This window comes from Thiomicrorhabdus marina (assembly GCF_017571465.1).
Lineage (GTDB): Bacteria > Pseudomonadota > Gammaproteobacteria > Thiomicrospirales > Thiomicrospiraceae > Thiomicrorhabdus > Thiomicrorhabdus marina.
Window position 1 is genome coordinate 35,921 of sequence record NZ_JAGETV010000015.1, and the last position, 23,152, is coordinate 59,072.

The 23,152-nt window shown below is 43.9% G+C and carries 20 protein-coding genes and 1 tRNA gene; 2 read left to right on the top strand and 19 right to left on the bottom strand.

Features of this window, described 5'->3' with window-relative positions; all coding sequences use genetic code 11:
- Positions 1 to 156 precede the first annotated feature (156 nt).
- From J3998_RS08800 to J3998_RS08890, 19 genes are all read right to left on the bottom strand, one after another.
- Entirely contained in the window at positions 157 to 441 is a 285-nt protein-coding gene (locus tag J3998_RS08800; RefSeq protein ID WP_208150243.1) for an addiction module antidote protein, read from the bottom strand.
- Positions 442 to 443: 2 nt separating this feature from the next.
- Positions 444 to 743 (bottom strand): type II toxin-antitoxin system RelE/ParE family toxin, encoded by a 300-nt coding sequence (locus J3998_RS08805; protein ID WP_208150245.1) that lies wholly within the window; start codon positions 741 to 743, stop codon positions 444 to 446.
- A 231-nt stretch (positions 744 to 974) separates the two neighbouring features.
- Positions 975 to 2,234: a tyrosine-type recombinase/integrase gene (locus J3998_RS13505; RefSeq protein WP_208150257.1), complete on the bottom strand. Its 1,260-nt coding sequence runs from the start codon at positions 2,232 to 2,234 to the stop codon at positions 975 to 977.
- Between the two features lie 201 nt (positions 2,235 to 2,435).
- Positions 2,436 to 2,526: transfer RNA gene (locus tag J3998_RS08815), tRNA-Ser, on the bottom strand.
- 66 nt (positions 2,527 to 2,592) lie between these two features.
- Positions 2,593 to 4,401, bottom strand: coding sequence for a hypothetical protein (locus J3998_RS08820; RefSeq protein ID WP_208150259.1), 1,809 nt, complete (start codon positions 4,399 to 4,401; stop codon positions 2,593 to 2,595).
- A 37-nt stretch (positions 4,402 to 4,438) separates the two neighbouring features.
- On the bottom strand, positions 4,439 to 5,047 hold the full coding sequence (locus tag J3998_RS08825) for a tetratricopeptide repeat protein (RefSeq protein WP_208150270.1): 609 nt from the start codon (positions 5,045 to 5,047) through the stop codon (positions 4,439 to 4,441).
- Position 5,048: 1 nt separating this feature from the next.
- A complete protein-coding gene (locus tag J3998_RS08830; RefSeq protein WP_243750670.1) occupies positions 5,049 to 5,951 on the bottom strand; it encodes a type II secretion system F family protein in 903 nt (300 codons plus the stop codon).
- Complete coding sequence (locus J3998_RS08835; RefSeq protein WP_208150280.1) at positions 5,951 to 6,892, bottom strand: type II secretion system F family protein; 942 nt, start codon at positions 6,890 to 6,892, stop codon at positions 5,951 to 5,953. The genes J3998_RS08830 and J3998_RS08835 overlap by 1 nt, the downstream gene beginning before the upstream one ends.
- Positions 6,892 to 8,292 (bottom strand): TadA family conjugal transfer-associated ATPase, encoded by a 1,401-nt coding sequence (locus J3998_RS08840; RefSeq protein ID WP_208150282.1) that lies wholly within the window; start codon positions 8,290 to 8,292, stop codon positions 6,892 to 6,894. The genes J3998_RS08835 and J3998_RS08840 overlap by 1 nt, the downstream gene beginning before the upstream one ends.
- Positions 8,293 to 8,334: 42 nt before the next feature.
- Positions 8,335 to 9,570 carry a CpaE/TadZ family protein gene (locus J3998_RS08845; protein ID WP_208150284.1) on the bottom strand — a complete coding sequence of 412 codons (1,236 nt, stop codon included), beginning with the start codon at positions 9,568 to 9,570 and terminating at the stop codon, positions 8,335 to 8,337.
- The gene (locus J3998_RS08850; RefSeq protein ID WP_208150285.1) at positions 9,567 to 11,141 is read right to left on the bottom strand and encodes a type II and III secretion system protein family protein; all 1,575 of its coding nucleotides are present in this window, start codon (positions 11,139 to 11,141) and stop codon (positions 9,567 to 9,569) included. Before J3998_RS08850 ends, J3998_RS08845 begins: the two co-directional genes overlap by 4 nt.
- The gene (cpaB, locus tag J3998_RS08855) at positions 11,138 to 12,037 is read right to left on the bottom strand and encodes a Flp pilus assembly protein CpaB (protein ID WP_208150288.1); all 900 of its coding nucleotides are present in this window, start codon (positions 12,035 to 12,037) and stop codon (positions 11,138 to 11,140) included. Before cpaB ends, J3998_RS08850 begins: the two co-directional genes overlap by 4 nt.
- 108 nt (positions 12,038 to 12,145) lie before the next feature.
- A complete protein-coding gene (locus J3998_RS08860; RefSeq protein WP_208150290.1) occupies positions 12,146 to 12,619 on the bottom strand; it encodes a hypothetical protein in 474 nt (157 codons plus the stop codon).
- A gap of 53 nt (positions 12,620 to 12,672) precedes the next feature.
- Complete coding sequence (locus J3998_RS08865) at positions 12,673 to 12,912, bottom strand: hypothetical protein (RefSeq protein WP_208150292.1); 240 nt, start codon at positions 12,910 to 12,912, stop codon at positions 12,673 to 12,675.
- A 171-nt stretch (positions 12,913 to 13,083) separates the two neighbouring features.
- Positions 13,084 to 13,581: a GlcG/HbpS family heme-binding protein gene (locus J3998_RS08870; RefSeq protein WP_243750671.1), complete on the bottom strand. Its 498-nt coding sequence runs from the start codon at positions 13,579 to 13,581 to the stop codon at positions 13,084 to 13,086.
- 344 nt (positions 13,582 to 13,925) lie between these two features.
- Complete coding sequence (locus J3998_RS08875; RefSeq protein ID WP_208150296.1) at positions 13,926 to 17,261, bottom strand: efflux RND transporter permease subunit; 3,336 nt, start codon at positions 17,259 to 17,261, stop codon at positions 13,926 to 13,928.
- A 12-nt stretch (positions 17,262 to 17,273) separates the two neighbouring features.
- A complete protein-coding gene (locus J3998_RS08880) occupies positions 17,274 to 18,359 on the bottom strand; it encodes an efflux RND transporter periplasmic adaptor subunit (protein WP_208150298.1) in 1,086 nt (361 codons plus the stop codon).
- Between the two features lie 35 nt (positions 18,360 to 18,394).
- A complete protein-coding gene (locus J3998_RS08885; protein ID WP_208150300.1) occupies positions 18,395 to 19,795 on the bottom strand; it encodes a TolC family protein in 1,401 nt (466 codons plus the stop codon).
- A 328-nt stretch (positions 19,796 to 20,123) separates the two neighbouring features.
- A complete protein-coding gene (locus tag J3998_RS08890; RefSeq protein WP_208150302.1) occupies positions 20,124 to 20,771 on the bottom strand; it encodes an alpha/beta fold hydrolase in 648 nt (215 codons plus the stop codon).
- Between the two features lie 59 nt (positions 20,772 to 20,830).
- On the opposite strand from J3998_RS08890, the gene J3998_RS08895 reads away from it, so the two are divergent.
- Both J3998_RS08895 and J3998_RS08900 read left to right on the top strand, forming a co-directional pair.
- A complete protein-coding gene (locus J3998_RS08895; RefSeq protein ID WP_208150304.1) occupies positions 20,831 to 21,952 on the top strand; it encodes a 4-phosphoerythronate dehydrogenase in 1,122 nt (373 codons plus the stop codon).
- 164 nt (positions 21,953 to 22,116) lie between these two features.
- Positions 22,117 to 22,686 carry a DUF302 domain-containing protein gene (locus J3998_RS08900; RefSeq protein WP_208150306.1) on the top strand — a complete coding sequence of 190 codons (570 nt, stop codon included), beginning with the start codon at positions 22,117 to 22,119 and terminating at the stop codon, positions 22,684 to 22,686.
- The last annotated feature ends 466 nt before the right edge of the window (positions 22,687 to 23,152 follow it).

Sequence of the window (23,152 nt, forward strand, 5' to 3'; positions counted from 1 at the left end):
CGTTCAATTACTTCTGGGTTATGCCGTTGCCATGTGCGGCTGTAAACGGAACTCTAGCCCGAGTGCTTGGATTACTTTAAACACGGTTTCAAAACGGGGGGCTTACCGTTTGGTATTCCGCCGGATCATAAGGCACCGAATTTAAGTTATTCATTCCTAAGCCACTTCTACCGCGAATTTAAAACCCAGTGCATGAAGCAACTTATAAAGGGTTTCAAATTTCGGCTGTGTTTCACCATTCAGCAGGCGGTATAGGTGTTGGCGGTTAATGCCGCTTAATCTTGCGGTTTCCGTCATTCCCTTTGCTTGAATCAAGTGGCGCAAGCCATCCAGTAAAGACTGGGTGCCGCCATCTTCAAGAAAGGCTGATAGATACAAAGCTGCATCTTCTTTGGTTTCTACATCTTGAGCAAATTCAAATTCTTTTAATTCCAGTGCCATGATTATTCCCCTAGTTGCGTAAACAAATCCTTAGCCATTGCTATGTCTTTGCTCTGTGTCGACTTGTCACCACCGTTAAGAAGCAAAACAACTTCATTCCCTCGGATTGTGTAATAAATGCGAATCCCACCAGCAAAGAAAAACCGTAATTCATTAATGTTTGAATCAATCGGTTTATGGTCTCCAAAATTGCCGCGTGCCACTTGGTTAATACGCGTTTCTAATCGGTAACGAGTCTTTTTATCTTTAAGGCTCTTAAACCATTTATCAAATTTTGCAGTCGCTAGGATTCTGTATTTCATGTTCTAATTGTAACAAGTATGCGACATAAAAAGCAATGTGAGACCTTTCACCAGTGTAGATAAGTATCTATATTAGTAACCCTGTACCGTTCGTACCGTTTTGAAAACAAAAACGGTACAGGCTCTAGGCCGCATGAATAAAGGCTCGTACCGTCCGTACCGCTTGTACCGTTAGTTTTTACGTATGTCATAAGGTTGGCAGGTTCATGCTGTTCACGTTTTTTGGTGTGTTTAGTGAAGTACTCCCGCATTAACACCATTGCGGTTAATCGGGATAACGTCACTCCCATTTTTGAGAGAGTCTAAGTGGTTGCTCCATGCCTGCATCATTTTGCTACGTGCCGGTAGGTATTCGGCTTTGTTATATACTCCGCGGATCTGGTTCGCCTGTTCATGGGCTAACTGCTTCTCGATATGGTCGGAATTAAACCCGAGTTCATTAAGTAGCGTACTGGCTGTATGCCGAAAGCCGTGGGCAGTCTGCTTACCTTTAAACCCGATACGGTGCAGACCGGCGTTTAGGCTTTGGCCGTTTATCGGTCTTGCGGTGGTTCTCGGGCTAGGGAAAACGAAAGCGCTTTGCTCTTGGAATACCTGCATGGATTCAATTAGGGCTTTGGCCTGTTTTGATAATGGCACTATGTGGGGGCGCTTCATCTTCATGCGTTCGGCGCTAATGCTAATCTGGTCTTTGTCTAAGTCGATTTCATCCCAACGTAAACCGGCCAACTCATTTGGGCGCAAGAGTACATGCGGTGCTAGCTTTAAAGCAGTGGCGATACTTATATCACCGATATAGCTATCCAGAGCGTTCAGCAGTTGGTACAACTGGGCGCGGTCGGTAATATGGCTATAGTTGTCTTTCTCTTGCTTCAAGAAAATATCGGTCGGCAGGTCTCGTACCGGATCAACTTCACAGTGCCCCATTCCTACGCCGTAGCGGAATATGCGGCTCGCATACTGCTTTGAACGCCTCATGGTTTCCATTATCCCTTTGGCTTCTATCTGCTTTAGGGCGTGGATAATGTCTTTCGGCTTAATATCCTCTGCAGGCATGTGACCAATTAACGGCAATAGATGATTTTCAACGCGCTCTCGAATGTCTTTGGCATAGTCGTACTTCCAGCCTTGGGTGTTATGCTCATGCCACAACTCAAACAGGTCGGAAAAGGTTAAGCGTTCGGCTAACGCTTTCTGTTCTGCAAGTTCGGCTTGCTTAACGGCCTGAATGGTTTCTTTATGCTCTTTTGGGTTTATACCTTGAGCAACTAACGCTTTCGCTTCATCTCTTAGCTGCCTGGCTTTGGCTAGGCTTATGGCCGGATAATCGCCTATGGTGTAGATAGTGGCCTTACCACCAAATTGAAAACGGTAGCGCCATACCTTATTACCGTTTGGCATTACCTCGATGATTAAACCGGCACTATCCGTTTTGCGGTAGCGCTTGGCTTCTGGTTTGAATTTACGAATGGCTGTATCGGTTAAAGGCACGGGCTTTCCCCCTAAACTTTGTACACAGGATTAGGCATGTGTACACAGAATCGAATCGGTGTACAAGCTAGTGTACAAAAAATCGTGCGCTTCGGTGCATGCTTATGCAACGTGATGAAACAGGGAATTTAGAGAAAAGCCCGTGAATACGTTGTTTCAGGGCATAAAAAAACCGGTATGCAACCGGTTGATTTAAGAATTTGGCGGATAGCGGGGGATTCGAACCCCCGAAGGGCGATTAACCCTTACACACTTTCCAGGCGTGCGCCTTCAACCGCTCAGCCAGCTATCCGAATAGGGGCTGGATTATACTGATGACAGTAACGACTGTCTAGCCAAACAGAGCACCGTCTTAAATTTAATTCACCTCTTGCCAGTAAGAAGCGCCTAGCGGCGGCTGCACAAAACGGAAGTTTTGCATTTCGCAATTTAGGGTTTCTACCGCTGCTGGAAAATCTTTTACCGGCCCTAACAGCAAAATACTTAAGCGATTCACCAATGTCGGTTGTTCTGCTTCAGGCAAACCGGAAAGGATATATTCACAACTTTGATATTGGTTTGCGTTGGAATTAAACAAACAACGCTCTGCAGCGAGATTTGCCGTATCCGTGCCGTAAATGCAAGTACCTGAGCGCCCGATATAAACCGGATCATGAACTAGAACAATTGGATCAAGAAGATTATTCAAAACCGTTTCAAGATCTCCAATACCAATTAAATCTAGAACCGGGCCGACAAGAGGATCTAATAGATCAAATATCGAACCGAGCAGGCAACCAAGCCCAAGAAGTCCACAGCTTTCCTCATCACCGGTAACAATATCAAGAACGGAATTTAAAACACCTCCAACAGAGCTTAAAAGTCCATCGCAATTTTGCGCAAGGCCTTCGTTTGTTAACCCTAACACATCGGTAAGAGGTCCTAACAGAGAGAGATCAACATTAACGGTCAATAGAGAACACCGGTAATACGGAAGTTCCGAAGATTCTAAATCATCATGCGCAGTTTGATTTGTTGCATTCGTCTCTTCAGAATAAATCGAACCCGAACTATCAGCAGGGTCTAATAAGCCTAAAAGCTGATCAACCGTGGTCAACAGACCTGCTTCATTATTTAAAGTATCTGCACCATCATAAATAAACACCGGCAGCTGGCTGGTTACTCTTGCGTAATCCTCAGCCGAATAGTTACTTTCTGCAAGTAAATTTCCGACCAACCCATTATCGACTGAGATTGGATCGATTCCTAACCAAGCTTGGCGCTGAGTAAAGTCGATATAAGGATATTTACTTTGTGAACTATCCAAAGGATGAGTTCCGGTATAACCGTACTCGCAGTAATTTCGTCTTGCTTCCGAATTTGGTACTGCAATTGCCGCAGCAATCTCATCCGCATTCGGTGAAACTGCCGGATCACTTAATGAATGTTCGGCAACACCGCCACCAATTAAAACACCCAACAAATCTTTTAAAATTTCCGGTGGTTCATCCGGATCAAGACCGGCCTTGATTTCAGCTGCCGTTAAGTCGCCGCTCATACACTGTTGATAACGAACATCACAAAAACATTGATTATCGTCGTCAAGCGCACCATACAAGGCGCGACCCTGCGGCACAAAACCGTAAAAATCATCGTCAGTCCAAAGCTGAACGGCTACCGCATTGAATTGCGGAAGATCAGCGATACTGTGATTATCCGGATCATCAATCATCTCTTGAATATAGGAACGAGGATTGTACTTATAGGCGCCAAGCGATGCGCTTTCGGCATACTCGGGATTCTCTTCACCAAGTGCATAGAAGGTACCGTCTGAAGCGAAATTCCCAAAAGTAATCTCTTTATTGATTATCTTGTCTTGTGCATCAAGCTGTCCCGCTCCCGGCGTATAGCCGACTCTTTGCAAGCTAAAGCTACTGATGATATCCGCCGCGGTAATATCCATTTCACCGGATTCAATTCCGTCCTTAGTAAGAGCCAATTCGGAACGCAATGAAACTTCGGCAACGCTACGAGCATAATTGTCGAGTTCGCGATCGACGATCTTGAGCTTGGTGTAAGTCATGACCAAATCAAAGGCAAACAGGGCTGCGAAAATCCCGCCAATCCCTAATAAAGTGGCAATCCCTTTCTGTCTTTGTTGTTGTTTTTTATTTCTGAGTCGAGACATAACCCATATACCTCTTTAGAATCACCGAAACTATTCGTTATCGGCCAGTCAGCGCATCAACTAAAATCAAGTTATTGAGCGCCTTACTGTTTAAAGGGTCAATTTTCAAAGCCTGCTGAAAATACTGACGAGCTCGCGGAAAATCTTTCTGCAATAAGCAACTAAAGCCCAGATTGTTTAATGCGCTTAATCGGTGATTAACGTTCTCGCTATCTAACCATTGTTGGTAGATGTGTTCAGCAATTTGATATTGATCTTCAATTAATGCGAGTCGCGCATATTCCGATTCATCATCAATCGTATGATCTTCAAATTGGCTAATCTGTTGCCATGCTAATAAAGCTAGATGCTGCTTTTGCTGACCTTCATAGGCTTGTGCCAACATTCGATAAACCTGAATATCCGAGCGGCTCAACTTGCGTAATTTCTGCAACATCGGTTCAGCTTGCTGATAACGTTTCTGCTTCAGCTCCATTACCGCCAAATCGAGTAACAGTTTATACTGCCCTTGAGGGTCAACCTGAGTTGCCAAAGGGGAATCCGGCGACGGACTTGTCATACTCGCGCTAGACTTGGTTTCGGTAACGGTACATGCCCCCGACAATAACGAGACACTTACTACAAACAGAGAAAGAATTCGTTTCAAATTACAACCCTCTTCCTAGCATAACCAGTTTCTCGCCAAGCAGTAACATCACATAAGGCAACAACATAAACGGCAAAATAATAATTGCCATCTTGGCAGAGGTTTTTGCCGCTTTCTCCTCCATTAAGTTTTCACGATCCTGATAAATAGTACGGGAGAAGTTATACAGCGCTTCAGAAATCGAACTTCCTAACTTTTCATTTTGCACCAGCACCTGTATCAGGTTCTGAATATCCTTAGTCGGATTACGCTGTGCAAACTGATGCAATGCTTCAATACGCGGTACCCCTACCTGAATCTGCTCTAGCATAAATTGAAACTCATTACAGATTTCTGGTGACACATCTCTTAACTCCTCAGAAACCCGTTTAACTGAGACAAGATAACTGAGACCCGCATTCATACAAATGGTTGTCATATCCAAAAAATCCGGTAACTGCTGATTGATTTTTTCAAGCCGTTTCTCACCAAGGTTGATCAATACCCGTTCCGGAATCAACATCACAATCAGCGGTACGATTATCATCAACAGCGGCGTAAAATCTTGAAACACCCATAGGATAAAAGCGATAAAAAACGACAATGCAATTGCCGTGAACTTAAAAAAATAATAAGCACCAATATGACTTTCGTCACTATAACCGGCACTGACCAGCTGACTTTTCAAAATTGCCAACTGCTTAGGGTTCTTACTTCCCAGCACTCGACCTACACGACACCAAGCACAAGTACTTTTAACTTCATAAGTTTGTGATAAATTACGACCGATACCGACACGTTGACGCATACGCTCTTTCTGCGCTTGCTCTTGGTATTTGCCTTGATATACGCGAACCAAGGCAAAGGCTGAAAGCAAGAGCAGCAATCCGATAACGAGCAAAAACATATCATTCGACAACGTCATTAAAAACGAATCCTTAACATACTTCTCAGAATTAACGCACCTGTAAAAATCAAGCCTAGCGAGATCGCTAAAATCTTCACGCCGGTTGGGTCATGCAAAAGAAAATCCATTGAGCCGATATCAAAAATGAACTTATACAAGACATAAAGAATTGGCAGGCCACTGATAAACCAAGCAGTAAAACGCGACTCTGCCGTCAAAGTCTGTAATTTCGCCTGAAAGTTTTCACGACGACGCATTAGCAACCCCAACTGTTTCAATACTGGTGATAATTGACCACCACTTTCACGCTGCAAAATAAGCGTGATTACAAAGTACTGAGCTTCGATCAGGCTAACACGAGCCTGAAACTCTCGAAGAATATCACGTAAGCTGATACCCAGTTTGAGCTGTTTATTCATCTCTTCGATTTCTTCGGCTAAAGGCCCGCTCATATCTTCCGCTACCACACGCAAAGCACCGTCAATTCCATATCCTGCCTGCATTGAACGTACCAAAGAATCTAACATTTCCGGAAACTCTTTACGCAACTGCGCTTGACGCTGCGCAGCCTTAACAAACAGATAGACAGTCGGCAAGGTCGGCAATATCAATATCAATAACAACACTCTTTTACTGAGTTCACCTAAATTGAAAGCCAATAACAGTAAGGTTAAAGTAAGCAAAAAGGCCTGTATCAAAATCAACCGGATAATTTCTTGGCGCCCAATAATGCCCGCCTGCTTAAACTTAACAACAAAAAACTGGAACCAGCCTTTGTTTTTTTGGGTCATTAACAGCTCTTCAAGGCTCAGTCTTTCTTCTTCCGCCATGCCGATACGAAGCATCACCGAGCGAACTTTGGCATCATATTTTCGCTGACGGCCACGCATTAAGCCTAATGCAATAAACACAAACGGCAGCAAAACCAAGGAAGAAATGACCGCAAGTTCCCAATCCATCACTTACTTTCCTGAACAAAACTGAACATGTCTTGCGAAAGCTTCATTCCATGCGATTCAAACTTCGCCGCACATGAAGGACGTACGCCGGTCGCTTTGAAGCGTCCTAAAACACGCCCCGACAGTTCATCATAATTACTTTCAAAACTAAACAGTTCCTGCAACACCACGTTTTCTTCTTCTACGCCGGTAACCTCGGTTATCGACTCAACACGACGCTTACCATCCTTGCCGCGATTAACGAAGATAATCAAATCCAAAGCACTGGCAATCTGTTTACGAATCGAGTTTGCCGGAATATCAACCCCACTCAAGTTAATCATCAACTCCAAACGAGCAATACAGTCACGAGGCGAGTTGGCATGCAATGTTGCTAAAGAGCCATCATGACCGGTATTCATTGCCTGAAGCATATCCAACACTTCGCCTCCGCGCACCTCACCTAAAACAATTCGATCCGGACGCATACGCAACGCATTTTTCAATAACTCACGCTGCGTCACTTCACCAATCCCCTCGGCATTGGGCGGGCGAGTTTCCAGCCGAACAACATGCGCTTGCTGCATACGAAGCTCGGCACTATCCTCAATCGTAACGGTACGCTCATCATGGGGGATCAAACCTGACAACATATTCAAAGTTGTGGTTTTCCCTGAACCGGTACCACCACAGACAATAACGTTCAGACCGGCACGAACACTCATGTCCAAAAACTTGAACATCTGCTCGGTCATGCTGCCAAGAGCAATCAAGTCTTTAGCGCGTAAATGATATTCAGGAAAACGGCGAATCGAGACACAAATACCGTCAACAGATAACGGTGGAATAATGATATTGATACGTGAACCATCAGGTAAGCGCGCATCAACCAGCGGGGAAGATTCATCAACACGGCGACCCGTGGTAAACAACATCCGGTCAACTTTATTACGCAAATGCTCTTCACTAATAAAGGTGATGTCCGTCAACTCCAGTTTACCGCCACGCTCGACATAAATTTGATCATAGCCGTTAATCAAAATATCGGAAATAGTACTATCCGCTAGCAGGGGTTCAATCGGCCCTAGCCCGTAGATTTCGTCTAACAAATCCAAAGCTAACTGACGAACTTCTAGCTCAGATAGCGGATATCGCATCTCATGCGCGACTTCGCGCACCAGCCCTTCTAAACGCGGGCGCAGTTCTTGGCGAGTTTCACTGGAATCAGCTTGATAAAAAGCCTCGTCGTCAGCTGCTCGTTTTTGACAACGAGTTTTGATTTCGACAAAAGTAGAATTTTTAGCAACCTCTTTAGCCTTTACAGATTTTTCCGGACCCGAAGATTCTTGGTTCGGTTTTGAAACCTCTAGAGCCTTACTGCGTCCCTGCTCTACTTGTTGTAAGCGTTCACGGATTCCCATCTGTCATTCCTATTTTTGCGGTAAGCTGTGTGGCGAGTCCGCCTATTTTTCTTCTTTTTCTACGTGCAGTCTCGACACCAGCTTGCTAAAGAAATTATTTAACTGCTCAACCGTGCTCGGTTTACTCTCTTTTCGGAAGCTTGGAATGACCAGTTCATCTGTTTTAATAACACCGTTATGCAACATATGCGCCAATGAAAACAACTGACGATTTACAATTGCATCGGGTTTAAACTGCGAGAGCAACAAGCCCTCTTTTAGTGACTCATTAAAGCTGTAGTAGTCATTCGAGACACGAATCACCGTATCGATTTCCAAAGAATCGACCACATCATCCAAAACCAAATCACTGTCCGGAGTACCGCGGTTAACCACCAATTTCAAAGATTCTTTGACATAGCCTAGCTTCTGGGAAAGCTGAATCGCGGTATTAACTGCACGCAGTGAGGAAAGCGATGGTTCAGCAATTAACACGACATTATCCGCTTCATCCAAGCAGCTTAAGGTCGAATCCGATAAATCCGAAGAAAGATCGATAATCACATGATCAAAATACTTACGCAGGGACTGAATAACGGTCTTGATTAAATCCGCGTTCAATCCATCCAGTTCACCAATATCAGCTGGCAAAGGAAGCAAATACAAACCCGATTCATGACGACTCAAGGAGTTGTAAATCAGATCTTCATCAAAGCGGTTAATGTTATAAACGAAGTCAGTAATAGTATAAAGGCGCTGATTCTCCATATTCAGATACAGCACGGTATCGCCCAACGGCATATTTAAATCGACCAAAACCGTTCGGCCATGCGTCAAATCCGCAATATGCGCGGCAACATTGGTTGCCAAAGCGGTGCGCCCGACCCCGCCTTTCAAACTGAAAAATGCCGAAACATTACCATTTTTGCCCACTCTGCGGCGATCTTGCATATGCAAAATAGACAGGATATTAAAGACTTCATCTGGACATTCAATAAAACCTTGCACTCCTTGGTGCGAAGCTTCAATTAAAAAGTCGGCATCTTTTTCCTTGAGCAAAACGTAAACCGCAACCCCTTTTGCTAAGGTCAAAATCTGGTTAATTCGGTTAATAACGATTTTGCTGTCGCCATCGTACTCAATCAAAACAAGGCTAGTGTCTTCGGGCCAAATCTTTGGCACTTCAACCATCAATTCCAAGGAATATTTAGAACGAATTGAAATCGACACCGCCTCTAGAAGATCTCGATCAGAACCAACATATAGAGCTTGATGCAAGTTAACGCTGTTATCCATCATGGCTTCTCCAATCCAATTTTGGTCGTTAACTCAGGAAGCGCCTTTTGCCCCTCCGGCAAAGTTTGTGAAATCTTACCTAGCCAAAAAGCATCGCTATATGATGGCGCAACAAAATCTTCACCCGGCAATTGAATATCAGTACCTTTCTCAATCGGCTCAACAAAGGTAGGAGTTACTACAATTGCCAATTCAGTTTGATCCTTATTAAACGAGGTTGAGCGAAATAGTGCACCCAGTACAGGAATATCACCCAAGAACGGAACTTTAGATATTGAACTTTCGAAAGAATCCTGAATCAAACCGCCAATCACAAAACTTTGTCCCGGTGCCAAAGTCACTGTGGTTTTAGCACGACGCGAACGAAAACCTGGCTGAATGACGCCACCGCTTTCCGCACCGGCACTTTCATCAATATTGGAAATCTCGGGCGCTACTGTCAACTTGATTTCGCCACTTTCGGTAATTAACGGACTAAAACGTAAACGAACCCCAAACTCTTTGTAGCGAACCGTGACCGAATTTTCATTTTGCGATACAGGAATCGGCACCTCTCCACCAACCAAAAACTCGGCAGTTTCCCCTGACTGCACTGTCAACTCAGGGCGTGCAAGAATGCGTGCCAAGTTATTACTTTCCAGTACAGATAAAATTCCGAACATTCCATTTCCGGAGGTATTAATACCGATTTGAAAAGCCTGGCCTGATAAAGGTGCGGTCAAGCTAGAAATACCGGCAAGCGTATTTAGAATATAGTTTCCGCCATCCGAACCCGGTGGAAAAATACCCGAGTGAGTATTACCGCTGCCGATTAAAGCCCCGCTTTTAAATGGATTGCCTTTCACAACCTCGGCAACACGCACTTGCAATTTAACTTCTTGCGGGCCGCTAATATCAATCATATTCAGTACACTGACGCCCAAAGTAGAAATCACAGACTGAATGCGTTTCTTTTGCGCTTGGTTCGGCACTTCGCCACTTAAAATCACCATTAAGTTCCCTGCTTGTGCAGCAATACTGGTACTACCGACCGATTGCTCAGTCTGCAAAACTTCCGCATCTTGACTCGCCGAACTGGCTAGAGTTTTTCCACCGTCAATCTGATTGCCTACTTCATCAATCTGACGTTGAATACTACTCTTCTGATCAACCCAAATTGAACGTACTTCAAAGCTAACCGTACCCGCTGGATTTAGCTTCTTTAACAGTTCGGCAATGGTGTTTTCGATTTGCGCTTGTTGTTCAGGATTCTCTTCAACTTTGATTTGATAGGTATAGGTTTTCGCCGGATTCGCTGCAAAATTAATGAACAACTCCGTGGTACCGACAGCCTTCGCTGAAACCAATAACTCACCACTGCTAATAACTTTTAAGCCTATTTTTTCTGGATTAGCAACCATGGCTCGTTTAATGGTCTTATTGAAATTGATCAGTTTAGATTCAGATTTTGTTACTCTGTAAACTTTGGTCACTGCATCACTTTGCGCATAACCGACTGTAGGTTGAACAAGTGCTGCCACAGGCATTGCTAGCGTTGCAATTGTCAGCACAGAGGCAAGTAGATTATTCTTCATGGTACTTTCACCTCCTGTACTTCTCCTCCTTGAAGAAGCTGGACTGTTTGGCGCTGATCTTTAGCAGAATGCTCAACACGCTTCTGTCTGTCACTCTCAATCACGCGAACATTCACCCCATCACTTTCTTTAATTTCGGTATCGGCCTCATTACGCAACAATAAATTTAATTTACCGATGCTAATCGCCAATGCCAATTTTTCAGCTTGTTGAATCGTCAGATGAAGTGCCACCATTGAACGTTTCACGGCGGTTTCGTCTTTTTTAGTCCCAGATTGTACAACTTCTTGGATTTCCGACTTAGGCTTATAGCGACTCTCTTGCCCAATTGACAGTACTTCGATGTTCTGAAGAATGACGCGACTAATTTGACGTTTGCCGTTAGCGCTATTGAAAACGCTGGCGACATCAACATGATCACCCGGCTTAAGAATGCCTAACAAACCGGATTCCGGTGAAACGGGAATACGCATCGCTCTCATACCTGGCTTAATCAAGGACGAGACTCCGGCAATTTGTTGAATATTTTTATCCGCAATTTTATCGGTAAACTTCTTCGCAAATAACCATTCACCAGCGTACAAATCCTGGCGCACGATTTGTCCTACAGCCTGTTCCGGTTTCGCGTAAATTCCTTTAATGACAATCCCTTCTTTAGCAACATTCAAAACCTTGACGTCTTCTGCTGCTATTTTTTCTCCACGATATAGATCACGACTCGCAATCAAAACGGGGGCAAGTTCAGGCTTTTCTACAACGGTGACTGTTTTAACGGGGATGTTCTTTTGCGCATCGGCGACACGCTTTTCAATATAGGTATAGACGAGAGCAACGACTGCTATTGCCGAGATAACCGCAATAGAGTAGAGAAGCCAATCACTTCGTGAGATTTTCATAGAACGTTCAACTTTATTGTGCGCAGACTAAATTGACTAAAGTCTTACTTTTCACGATTTGCCAACAAAAAGCAACAATTTAACCATTCAGAGATAATTGGAAATAAGTTATGGTGTTTGGCAACTTGCCTTAATGCTAATAACGGTATCGACACTCATCGGCAAAAGTTCGTTCAAAAAAACCGGCAAGGTTAACGTATTGGCAGTACCATTAAAACGAATAACATAATGGTCAAAGCCGTATTCAGAATCCGTATCGCTCGTGATGTTTAAGGTTCCAGGGTCGCTTTCCAGCAACGTAACCCCCTTAATAGTAAGCGCATTTACAACAAGCGTTTTTATCGCATCATTCGAACCTAATGGCAATTTAACCAAACCACCATCACAATAAATGCCGAATACGCTGCTATAAGCAGAGGCATCATCTAAAGCTGAAATTTCCTGTACTTCATCAACAATTGCCAAATGTGCATCAGTCAAAACATCATTCACAATCAAACTATTCATTGCGTAAGATAGCGTCTCAACAATGAACAAAACTACCCCAACTAAAATAGGCAAAACGTAAGCGGTCTCTAACATAACCGCCCCACTTTGCCTTTTAGCTGAAGTAATTTGATATTTCATTAATTGGTTTATTCTGTAGGTGTTGCTGTTGCGCCAGTTTCATCTGGGTTGATTTTTTCCACCGCCTTATCTACCGCACCGGTAATCGCAGTTCCAACTGTTCCGCCATCATCTCCACCAAATAGGATTGCCGCAACTACCGCAACACCTGCAATAATCAGGGCATATTCAATCATTGAAGCACCCTTTTGGGCTTCTTGTTTTTGACGACGCGCTTTTAGAGTTTTTAAAATTCTATTTTCTAACATACTCATGTCCTTTGCAAAACCGTAAGAATAAATACTTAGACCCACTATACAAGTGAGTTTTTTTGATTTGTGGCTTTGATTTTAACGATTTTTTTACTTTTAAACAGAAGATTCTGTATTAAATTTTCTATACTCTGTAAAGAATGCTTACAGAGTATAGAAGGACTTGATCTACATCATTTCAAGATCTTCCAAAATGCTTTCAACCCCCTTCACGGCACAGGCTTCATCATCCATTCCATCCGGCGCACCACTGACACCTACAGCCCCATACAATTTACCTCCCGCTTGAATCGGAGTTGAACCGGCCATGAAAGCTAAACCGGCTCCCATAGTCTGCAAAGGACTCTTGGCGCGATCACCAAGTTGAGATCCTTTTACATTAAACATTACTGCCGTGTAAGCTTTTTTCTGACTAATTCCTAAAGAGACCGGCGGTGCAATCGTATCGCGTAACTGAGCTTGTACAATGCCGTTTCGGTCAACCACCGTCACACTGACAGGAATGCCTTTTTCACGACATGCTTCAACGGTAGCCATTGCTGCTTTATTGGCCATATCTAATGATAAACGTGCAACATTCACAACCATAGGCTCTTCTGCATAAACTGGCACAGATGTTGTAAGAGCACCAATCGACAATAGAGTTCCGGCAATCAATTTTTTCATCATTCTCTCCTAAAAAACGAATTTCAAACTACAAGAAATACAGGATCGGTTTAAACCTAACTTTCTAAAATCAGCAAAAACACCCCATATTTCATTCGGGAATTTCCCCAGACAAAGCAACTAACGGCCGTTAGTTACCAGTCAAGCCAGTATACGCAGGGATGCGCATAACTCTAATAACAAAAACTTAACCATCAATAAATTTTATTAAGCATGCGTCATAATCACTTATCCGCATTTTCAGATATTCAAAAATGAGGCCTTAATAACCTAAAAACAAAAACGCCCCGAGACCATAGTGACTTCGGGGCGTTTTTTATTGGCCGTTAAACCGTTATTTCAGCTTAGTTGTTTGCTTGCGCTCTTTCTAAAGCTTCTTGTTGCTTAACACCGCCGTGCCATTGCCAGATGTAGTACATCAATGGAATAACTAACAGAGTCAATACAGTTGAAGACAGTGTACCGAAGATTAGCGCAACCGCTAGACCACCGAATACCGGATCGGTAATCATGATCATTGACCCGAAAATGATAGCCAAAGCAGTCAACAGGATCGGACGGAAACGCACCTTACCGGCTTGAATAACCGAATCTTTCAAAGACTTACCTTCTGCACGATATTCAAGAATGAAGTCGATCAATAGCAGCGAGTTCCTCACCACGATACCGGCCAAGGCGATAACCCCAATCATTGATGTCGCGGTAAAGGCTTGATCCGTCAACCAGTGACCTGGGAAAACCCCAATCATTGTCAGCGGAATTGCACCCATCACGATAACCGGCATCATAAATGATTTGTAGTAACCGACCAGAATTAGGTAAATAAAGATCAGGGCGACAATAAATGCAGACCCCATGTCACGGAATACATCCAAAGTCAGGCGCATTTCACCACCCCAAAGAAGCGTGTAATCCATAACATCTTTTGGATCTGCCGCAACAAAACCAAGGTTAGCTGTTTGGAAGGTCACACCTGATTCAGGAAGAGTCACATTATCTAGCATCTTATCTAGCGCCAGAATTGCGTAAACCGGACTCGATTGCAGTAGTTCACCGCCAATCATTACCATGCTGTGCTGATCACGAGATAGAACCGGCTTAGCACGCGGCACTTCTTCAATCTCAGCCAGAGCAGATAATGGCACTGGAACACCGGCGCGAGATTGCACACGTAACGACAGCAATTGCTCAGGGACGGTACGCTCTGAACGAGGCAGACGAACCAAAATATCTACCGGCTCACGAACGTTGTCTAAGTGCATATAGCCCAATTCGAAACCATTAATGTAGTCACGCAACATTTTACTCACTTGCGCCGGCGCAACACCTAGCAAATTCGATTGCTCACGGTCGATATTGATTTCATAAGTCATGGTGTCCGCCGTGACCGAGTCATCAATGTTAATCAAACCGTAAACCTCTTCAAACTTAGCAGAGACTTCTTTCGAAGCAGCTCGTAACTTATCGTAGTCTGGCCCGTACAACTCGGCCATGATTTGGGTTGTTACCGGTGGCCCAGGAGGGGTTTCATACAGCTTAATATTCGCATCAGGAAAAACCTTACGCAACGAGTTCAAATCAAGGTTTAGATTCTGCACGATTTCATGCGATGAAGCCGCACGCATACTCTTCTTAACCAAATTCACACGAATTTGCGCAAAATTAGGCCCTTCCTTGATTAAATCCCCACGAACCAATGCGGCAAAATCAATTGGTGCCGGTTTACCAAGGAAAACGCTATAGTCGGTTACGAACTGAGTTTGCGACAACATATTACCGACATGGCGAACCACACGATCTGTGGTTTCCACAGCGGTTCCTTCCGGCATATCAATCTGCACCAGGAAAGTGCTGGTGTTATCGTAAGGCAGCATTTTCACCTCAACACCGGCTGGGTGTAGCGGGTTGTTCATACCATCATCACGAATAAACTGAAGCGCAGGCTGCATCATCGATGCAATCAAAGCACCAAGAACCACAAACAGGAACACATTACGCTTGGTACGGCTTTCGATTAGAGGCACAATCGTTTTAACGTACAACTTCTGCATCCAATCTTCTTGCTGCGGATGATGTGCTTCAGAGCTTTCACGCTCTTGCATCTCTTTAATCGCTTTCTTACCGAGGAAACGATAAGCCGCATAAGGCACCAGTAGATAAGCGATAACCAACGAGGCAACCATCGCTACCGGCACATTAAATGGAATCGGCGCCATAAACGGCCCCATCATACCGGTAACAAATAGCATCGGAATAAAGGCAAGGATAACCGCGATAGTCGCAACGTTAGTCGGGTTACCGATTTCGTTGGTCGCTTTAATCAGAACCTCATCGAACTTCTCTGGATCAAAACCATTATGGATATGCCTGTGAATATTTTCTATAACCACAATAGCGGCATCCACTAAGAGCCCCAGCGAAAGAATTAATGCAAAAAGGGTGATACGGTTAATGGTCTGCTCGGCAATCAAACCAATAAACAGCACCACAAAAAGAATGAGCGGAACCGTCAAGGTAACAATACCGGCTTCACGCCAACCCAAGAACAGAACCAGAATAACAATTACCGAACCAACTGCGATTCCCAAATGCTCCATAAGAAGGTTTACAGCAGCATTGGCTTTTTCACCGTCATTACGCGTAACCACTACATCAACATTATGAGGAATAACCGCTTTCTTAAGTTCTTCAAGCTGTTCAAGAACGCCATTTGCAACCTGTACTGCATTGGTACCCGGTTTCTTGGCAATGGTAATGGTTACCGCAGCTTGCTCACCGTTAGCATTATATGCAGAATTCGGTCCGAAACCGATACGACTGTAGGCATCAGATTCTTTCGGGCCATCCTCGATACGCGCAATGTCGCGAAGATAGATAGGACGACCTTGATCAGCACCGATAATAATACTGCCTACTTCTTCGGCATTACCAAGGAAGCCGTTTACACGCACTAGTCGATCTTGGTTATTGTTAACCAAAGAACCAACCGGAACCGAAACGTTTGAACCTTTCAGCATTTGGCTAATGGTATCCAAAGAAAGACCGGTTAAAGCGATTTTCTGCGCATCTAGCCACACATTAATCGCACGCTCCTTACCGCCAACCACATCGGTAAAAGACACGCCGGGTAGATTACGGATATTCTCAACCAGTTTCAGAGAGACATCCCGCAAATCAAACCCAGAAAGCTCATCTGAAGTGACTGCTAGTGTCATGATAGGAACATCATCAACGTTGATTGGCTTAACCAGCGGCTCTTGCGTATCAGGCGGCATCTTATCCATGTTCTGCATAATCTGGTTATAAACCTTAACCAGACTATCAACTTGGTTTTGCCCCACTTCAAACTGAACCGTTACCACACCGAAGTCATTAGTCGCATAACCAAAGGTGTGATCCACCCCCGGCAAGGCGCTCATAATGGTCTCCAATGGTTTGACCACCATGTTCTCGACTTCCTGCGGTGTTGCGCCACCTTTCGGCACAATGATATTTGCCGCCGGCACAACGATTTGCGGGTTATATTCACGCGGAGTGACCGTATACGCCAAAATACCAGCCAAGGTAATGGCGATAACAATCATCATCGTAATTTTTGAATGGATAAACGCTTTAGCAAGCTTACCGGCAATATTTAGCTCGGCCTGATCCGCAGCGTTATGGTTTGTATTTTCAGACATACAAAATCCCTATTACTGTGCTGCAGCGGCAGTAGTTGCCTCAACAATATCTCCGTTAAGCATGCTCTGGTTATTCGAAACCACAACTTGCTCTCCCAAATCCAGACCGGACTGAATCTCAACCATGTCACCCATAGTGATACCGGTGCGAACCATATTAAACATTGCCTTACCGTCTTGAACAATAAAGACACCATCAATACCAGCACGATTTGCGATTGCCGATTGCGGAACCATCATTGCTTGGCGTTCGCCGCGTTTGAAACTGATGCGAGCGAAAGTACCTGAATTGATATTTTTCACGGCCGGCAAACTCAACTTAACCGTATGAGTACGTGTTTTAGGGTCAGCCGCACTCACCAAAGTATAGATAGTGCCGACCATTGGCTCAGCTTGACCATCAATCAAAACACTGGCTTCGTCGCCGTTACGTAGCACAGCATAAAGCTCGCCCGCCACTTGAGTTTGAACACTCAAAGACGTCAAATTTTCAATCACAACAACCGGATTACCTGGAGCAGCTAAATCACCAGCCGTCGCCATTTTTTGCACGACAACACCACTAAAAGGCGCACGAACATTCGCATAATTCAACTGCGATCTAGCTTGGTTTAACCCAGACTTAGCCGCAGCCAAATTTTCTTGAGCAACCGCATATTGCAGGCGAATTTTGTCAAATTGCTGTTTCGATACCGAGTCTTCCTTAAACAATTGACTAAAGCGATCGTAATCTAACTTCGCATCTTGCAGTGCTGCTTCCGCTTGTGAGTAAGCAGATTGCGCTTGCGCAATTTGACTCTGAATATCAGTTGAGTCAATCGAAAACAATAGGCTTCCACGCTTGACCTTATCACCGACCTCGACTTCCAAACCTTTAATGTAGCCCATTAATCGAGAGGCAATATGAGCCTTCTGATCGGCCACAACCGCACCCGGTACAACAGCCGTTAACGGCACAGTGCCTAACTCAACGTTATGTACCTCTGCCGCAAGCGTCTGCGGTTCAGACTGAGGAGCGACTGGCGCTTCTTGCTGACATCCGCTCAAGCCCATAGCCGCGAGTACTGCGACTGCCAGAACTTTATTAATCTGTTTCATTACTTATTATTCCTTTTTAAGCCAATCAATTCTGTTTACAGCTGTTTTACATCCATGCTACCGGCAGCAAGGCGTAGCTTGGCTTTCTGTACATTTACTTCAAATTCCGACGCAACCAACTCAGCACGAGCCTTGTCTAACTGAGTCTGTGCAGCCAAAAGCTCGGTGAAAGTCGCCACACCGTTCTCATAGCGTTTTTGCACTAACAGTTGAGCTTCCTCGGCTTGCTCCACCGTTAACTTGCTTGAAGCCACTTGCTCTTTAGCTACGCCAAGACGACGCCAAGCCTGCATAATTTCAAACTTAACCTCATTTTCCATCGAAGCGGTTTCTGCTTGCTTCTGTTCCGCCTCAGCCTGCGCCATTTTGACGGAGTTTTCAGTTAGACCGAAATCACTTACCTTCCAAGAAAAAACACCTGCTACGGTATAACTTGAGCTATCAAATCCGACACTGTCATCATTCCAATCCTGACGCGCCATCAAATTAAAACTCGGTTTCTCATCCGCACGTGCTGCATCAACAGCAAACATAGAAGACGTTGCCTGCTTACGTTGTGCGACTAACTGTGGATTGTTATTCACAGCATCTTCAATAATGGCCTGTAAATCACTTTTCGGAAGAACAATATCTAGACGTTCAGCAACGTCAATCTCAACTTCCGCACCCAATCCCATTAAAATTCTCAATCCGTCCAATGCCATATGCTCTTTGCCTTTTGCTTGCGCTAATGCAACATCAGCAGCAGAAGCATTAACACGGGCACTTAACAATTCAGAACGAACTAAAACCCCTTGGCGAACCAAGTTTTCAGTGGTACGTACAAATTCTTCAGCCGTCTTCTTCGCCTGCTCGGCTACTCGGATAAAAGAACGCGCCGCATGCACTGCTTCATATGCTTGATAAACGCCAAAAGTCAGATATTGCTCAACCGCAACTTCACCATTACCGGCGGCATCAATCATTTCACGAGCTTGGTTTTGGTAACTTTCAACTTTACCGCCGTTATAAACAGGATAGAGAACCTCAATTCGAGTATTCATATCAGAGTGCGAGCCTGGATTATTTAGTGCATCTGGTTGGTGCGTATAATCCCCAGAACCAAAAGCAGCAGCAGTTGCGCCATCAAAGCCAAAATCGGATAGTGCCGCCTGACGCTGTTGCAGCTTCATTCCAAATACATTCAATGCATTATTAGAGTATGAACCGGTAACCGAAAAATTAATTTGCGGCATTTCGCTGGCTTTCGCCTTACCCAAAGCTGACTGGGCTTGCATCATGCGCGCTTTGGCAACCTTCATTTCAGGATTAGCACTAATCACTTCCTGCACAGCCTCAGGAAAAGTATAGGTTTTTGCATATGATGTTATTGGTAGCGTAGTCGCAACAATCAGCGCGATACCACTATATTTTGAAAAATGCTTCCATTTAGACATCCCGTTCTCCAAAGCTAGGAATATTAATTTTTTAAGACTTCATATTAAATGAGTGCAGCACTCTAAGGCCGAAAATACCGTTCAATACACATAAAGTTGACTCGGCGCATAAAACTTCAGTATTTCAGATAAACAAAAAGGATGACAAAGCACCCTTTTCTACCTTTTTTAACTAGTTGCTACACTAGCTTCATCCTATTTCTAAGACAAGCTTATTAACACATAAGAAAATTCTAATATTATAAACATCTCATTACATCATTCAATCCTTATATAAGAATTTTCTAATCTAGAGACATATCTTAACCCTGAATCCCTGAATCTTGATTTAAGAATACGCTAACAGCACTGCACGCCTTAGCCAGATTAACTCACCGTGAAAAAAGTGCGATGCTTTTTCACGCCAATAAATATCCGGTTTCTCAGCCAAAGCTCGCGCCCAATTCAAAACCTGAGCACTTTCAACCACTTCGTCTTGCCCACCTTGCAACAGGCTCCATTGCGTATCTTTATCTAATTGCCCAGTTACCTCCGGTTCAAAGGAATAAAGTCCTACCGGTGGCGCAACCGTCAATAAACTCTTCGGCTTTAATTGAGCCGCAGCTTTGAAAGCGATATAACTTCCGAAAGAAAAACCCGCCAAATGCAATGCACTTTCAGGAAATGGTTGCTGAGCCCAATCCACCACCGCCAGTAAATCGTTCAACTCGCCTTGCGCATAATCATGCTCACCTTCACTCGCACCAACACCGCGAAAGTTATAACGCACCACATTAAACCCAAGCTCCTGATAGGCTTTAAATAAGGTAGTAACAACTTTATTGTCCATAGTCCCACCATATAGTGGGTGCGGATGACTAATGATGGCAAGATTTTGACTGCCATCCTGACTCAGTTGTTTTTTTGCAGGAACAACCTCTACTTCAATCAATCCGGCAGGCCCTTCAATTAACTGCGTTTTTTTCTTAGTACGCACACTTACTCCTTTAGTGAACAGCCTTGTACAATAAGCAAAACTTTTTTGAGATAAATTAGATGACACAAATTGTACAACGCAAACTTCTTATAGACGATGCCGTTCCCTATGCACAAACAATTTTCGGCCATTTAGGCAAAGTAATGACCCTACCAGGTCGAGAAATTAATGCCGAAGCAGTAAAAGACATCGATGCACTTATCGTCCGTTCACGCACCCAGGTCAATGCCGAACTTTTAGCTGATTCCAAAGTGAGCTATGTCGGAAGCACGGTTGTCGGATTGGATCATATTGACCAAGATTACCTGGCCAACACTCAACGGCATTTTTACTCCGCACAAGGTTGTAATGCCAATTCCGTAGCCGAGTTTGTGATCCACGCTTTAATATTATTAGCAGAGCAGGAAAATTTTGACATTAGCACCAAGAGCTTAGGGATCATCGGCGTTGGTCACGTCGGCAAACTTTTGCATGCCAAGGCACAAGCGTTAGGAGTAACGTGTTTATTGAATGATCCACCGCGTGCCAAACAAGAAGGCAACCAAGGGTTTGTCGATTTAGAGCACGCACTGCAAGCAGATATTATTAGTGTGCACACACCTTTGACATTTTCCGGTGCAGACAAAACCTACCATTTAATTAATAGCGAAAAACTGGCTTTATTAAATCCACAACAAATTCTTGTCAATGCTGCACGCGGCGGCATTATTGATGAACAAGCACTATTACAGACCCATCTAAAAGCCAAAATTACTGATTGCTGGGAAAATGAACCGAACATTAACCCTGAACTGATCGAACAATCATTTCTAGTCAGCCCGCATATCGCCGGACATTCATTTGAAGCAAAACTGGCCGGCAGTACGATGGTCTACCACGACTTATGTTCTTTTTGGAATGAACCTCAAAAAAACGACTGGCAACAAAAACTGCCGAAAATACCAAAAGCGATCACGGTGCAAAATGCCGAAAACTGGCAAAAAGGACTTTTTTACGTTTTGCAAAAAACTCATTTAATCCAAAATGACGATCAGGCAATACGTCATAATCCATCAAATTTCGAAGGCTATCGACGCAATTATCCGACCCACCACGAGTGGCACAAACAACAAGTAAAAGTTACAAAAAATCAAAAACTTAACTGCATTCTACAAAAACTAAATTTTCAGTTAATTGGCTAGAGTAAAAGTTTTAAAAATTAGTTTATTACCAACTCTTAATAAAAGAATATTATCAAGTCCCCAAAAAATTTGGTTTGCAAATAATTTGTGATTCATTAATCTAGCTCAGTGAAAGTTTGAGAGACATCAAACAGACCTTTAAAAACCGATGGAGATATCGAGATATGAAATTAGCGAACTTCTTTAAAGCCGCTCTTCTTACAGCTGGCCTAGCAACCCTTTCTGGTTGTGGCACTATGAATGCTGCTACTAACCTTGAAGACGGTGCTTGGACTACATTCAACCAAGTATGGGATAAATGGGTTGCATCTGAAGGCGATATCGCTGACGCAACCATGTGGGAAATTAAAGTTGAAGAAGGCGTCACCTTTGAAGACGTAGTTGATGCAATCAACGCTGTGGGTATCAACCGCAACCTTAAAAACGTTGGTGAACTTCCTCTTTCTGAAGAACTTAAAGCTCGTGGCATCGAGTCTAAGACAATCCACGTAATGTCTTTCTGTAACCCTGAAACTGCACGTAAAATGGTTGACTTCTCGCCAGCAATGGGTGGTTTCCTACCTTGTCGTGTAAACATCATTGAAGAAGAAGATGGTCTTCATATCTACTCAATGAATATGGATATGGCAATCGAAATGGGCAAAAAAATGCCTCCAGAACTAAAAGAAGCGACTATGCAAGTTCGTGACACCATCTGGGAAATGATGCAAAAAGGTGCTAAGGGCGAATTCTAATATCCCCCTATAACCTTGGGCTTAAATAAAGCCAAAATCAGAAAAACCTCGTTAGTTCATTAACGGGGTTTTTTGGTTTTTACGACCATTACATTTTGTCATCGCGAGCGGAGCGCGGCGATCTTTAATTGGTTAGGCATAGCAAATCACCTGTCATTGCGAGGAGCAATGCGACGCGGCAATCACCCTGACTATCTATACAAACGAGATTGCTTCACTGCGTTCGCAATGACGGGGTTTTGGTTTTTACGGCCATTACATTTTGTCATCGCGAGCGGAGTGCGGCGATCTTTAATTGGTTAGGCATAGCAAATCACCTGTCATTGCGAAGAGCAATTCGACGCAGCAATTCCCTGACAACCTATACAAACAGATTGCTTCACTGCGTTCGCAATGACGGTTTTTTTGGTTTTTTCTATTGTGATGTTTTGCCATCACAAACGAAGTGCGGCGATCTTTAATTGGT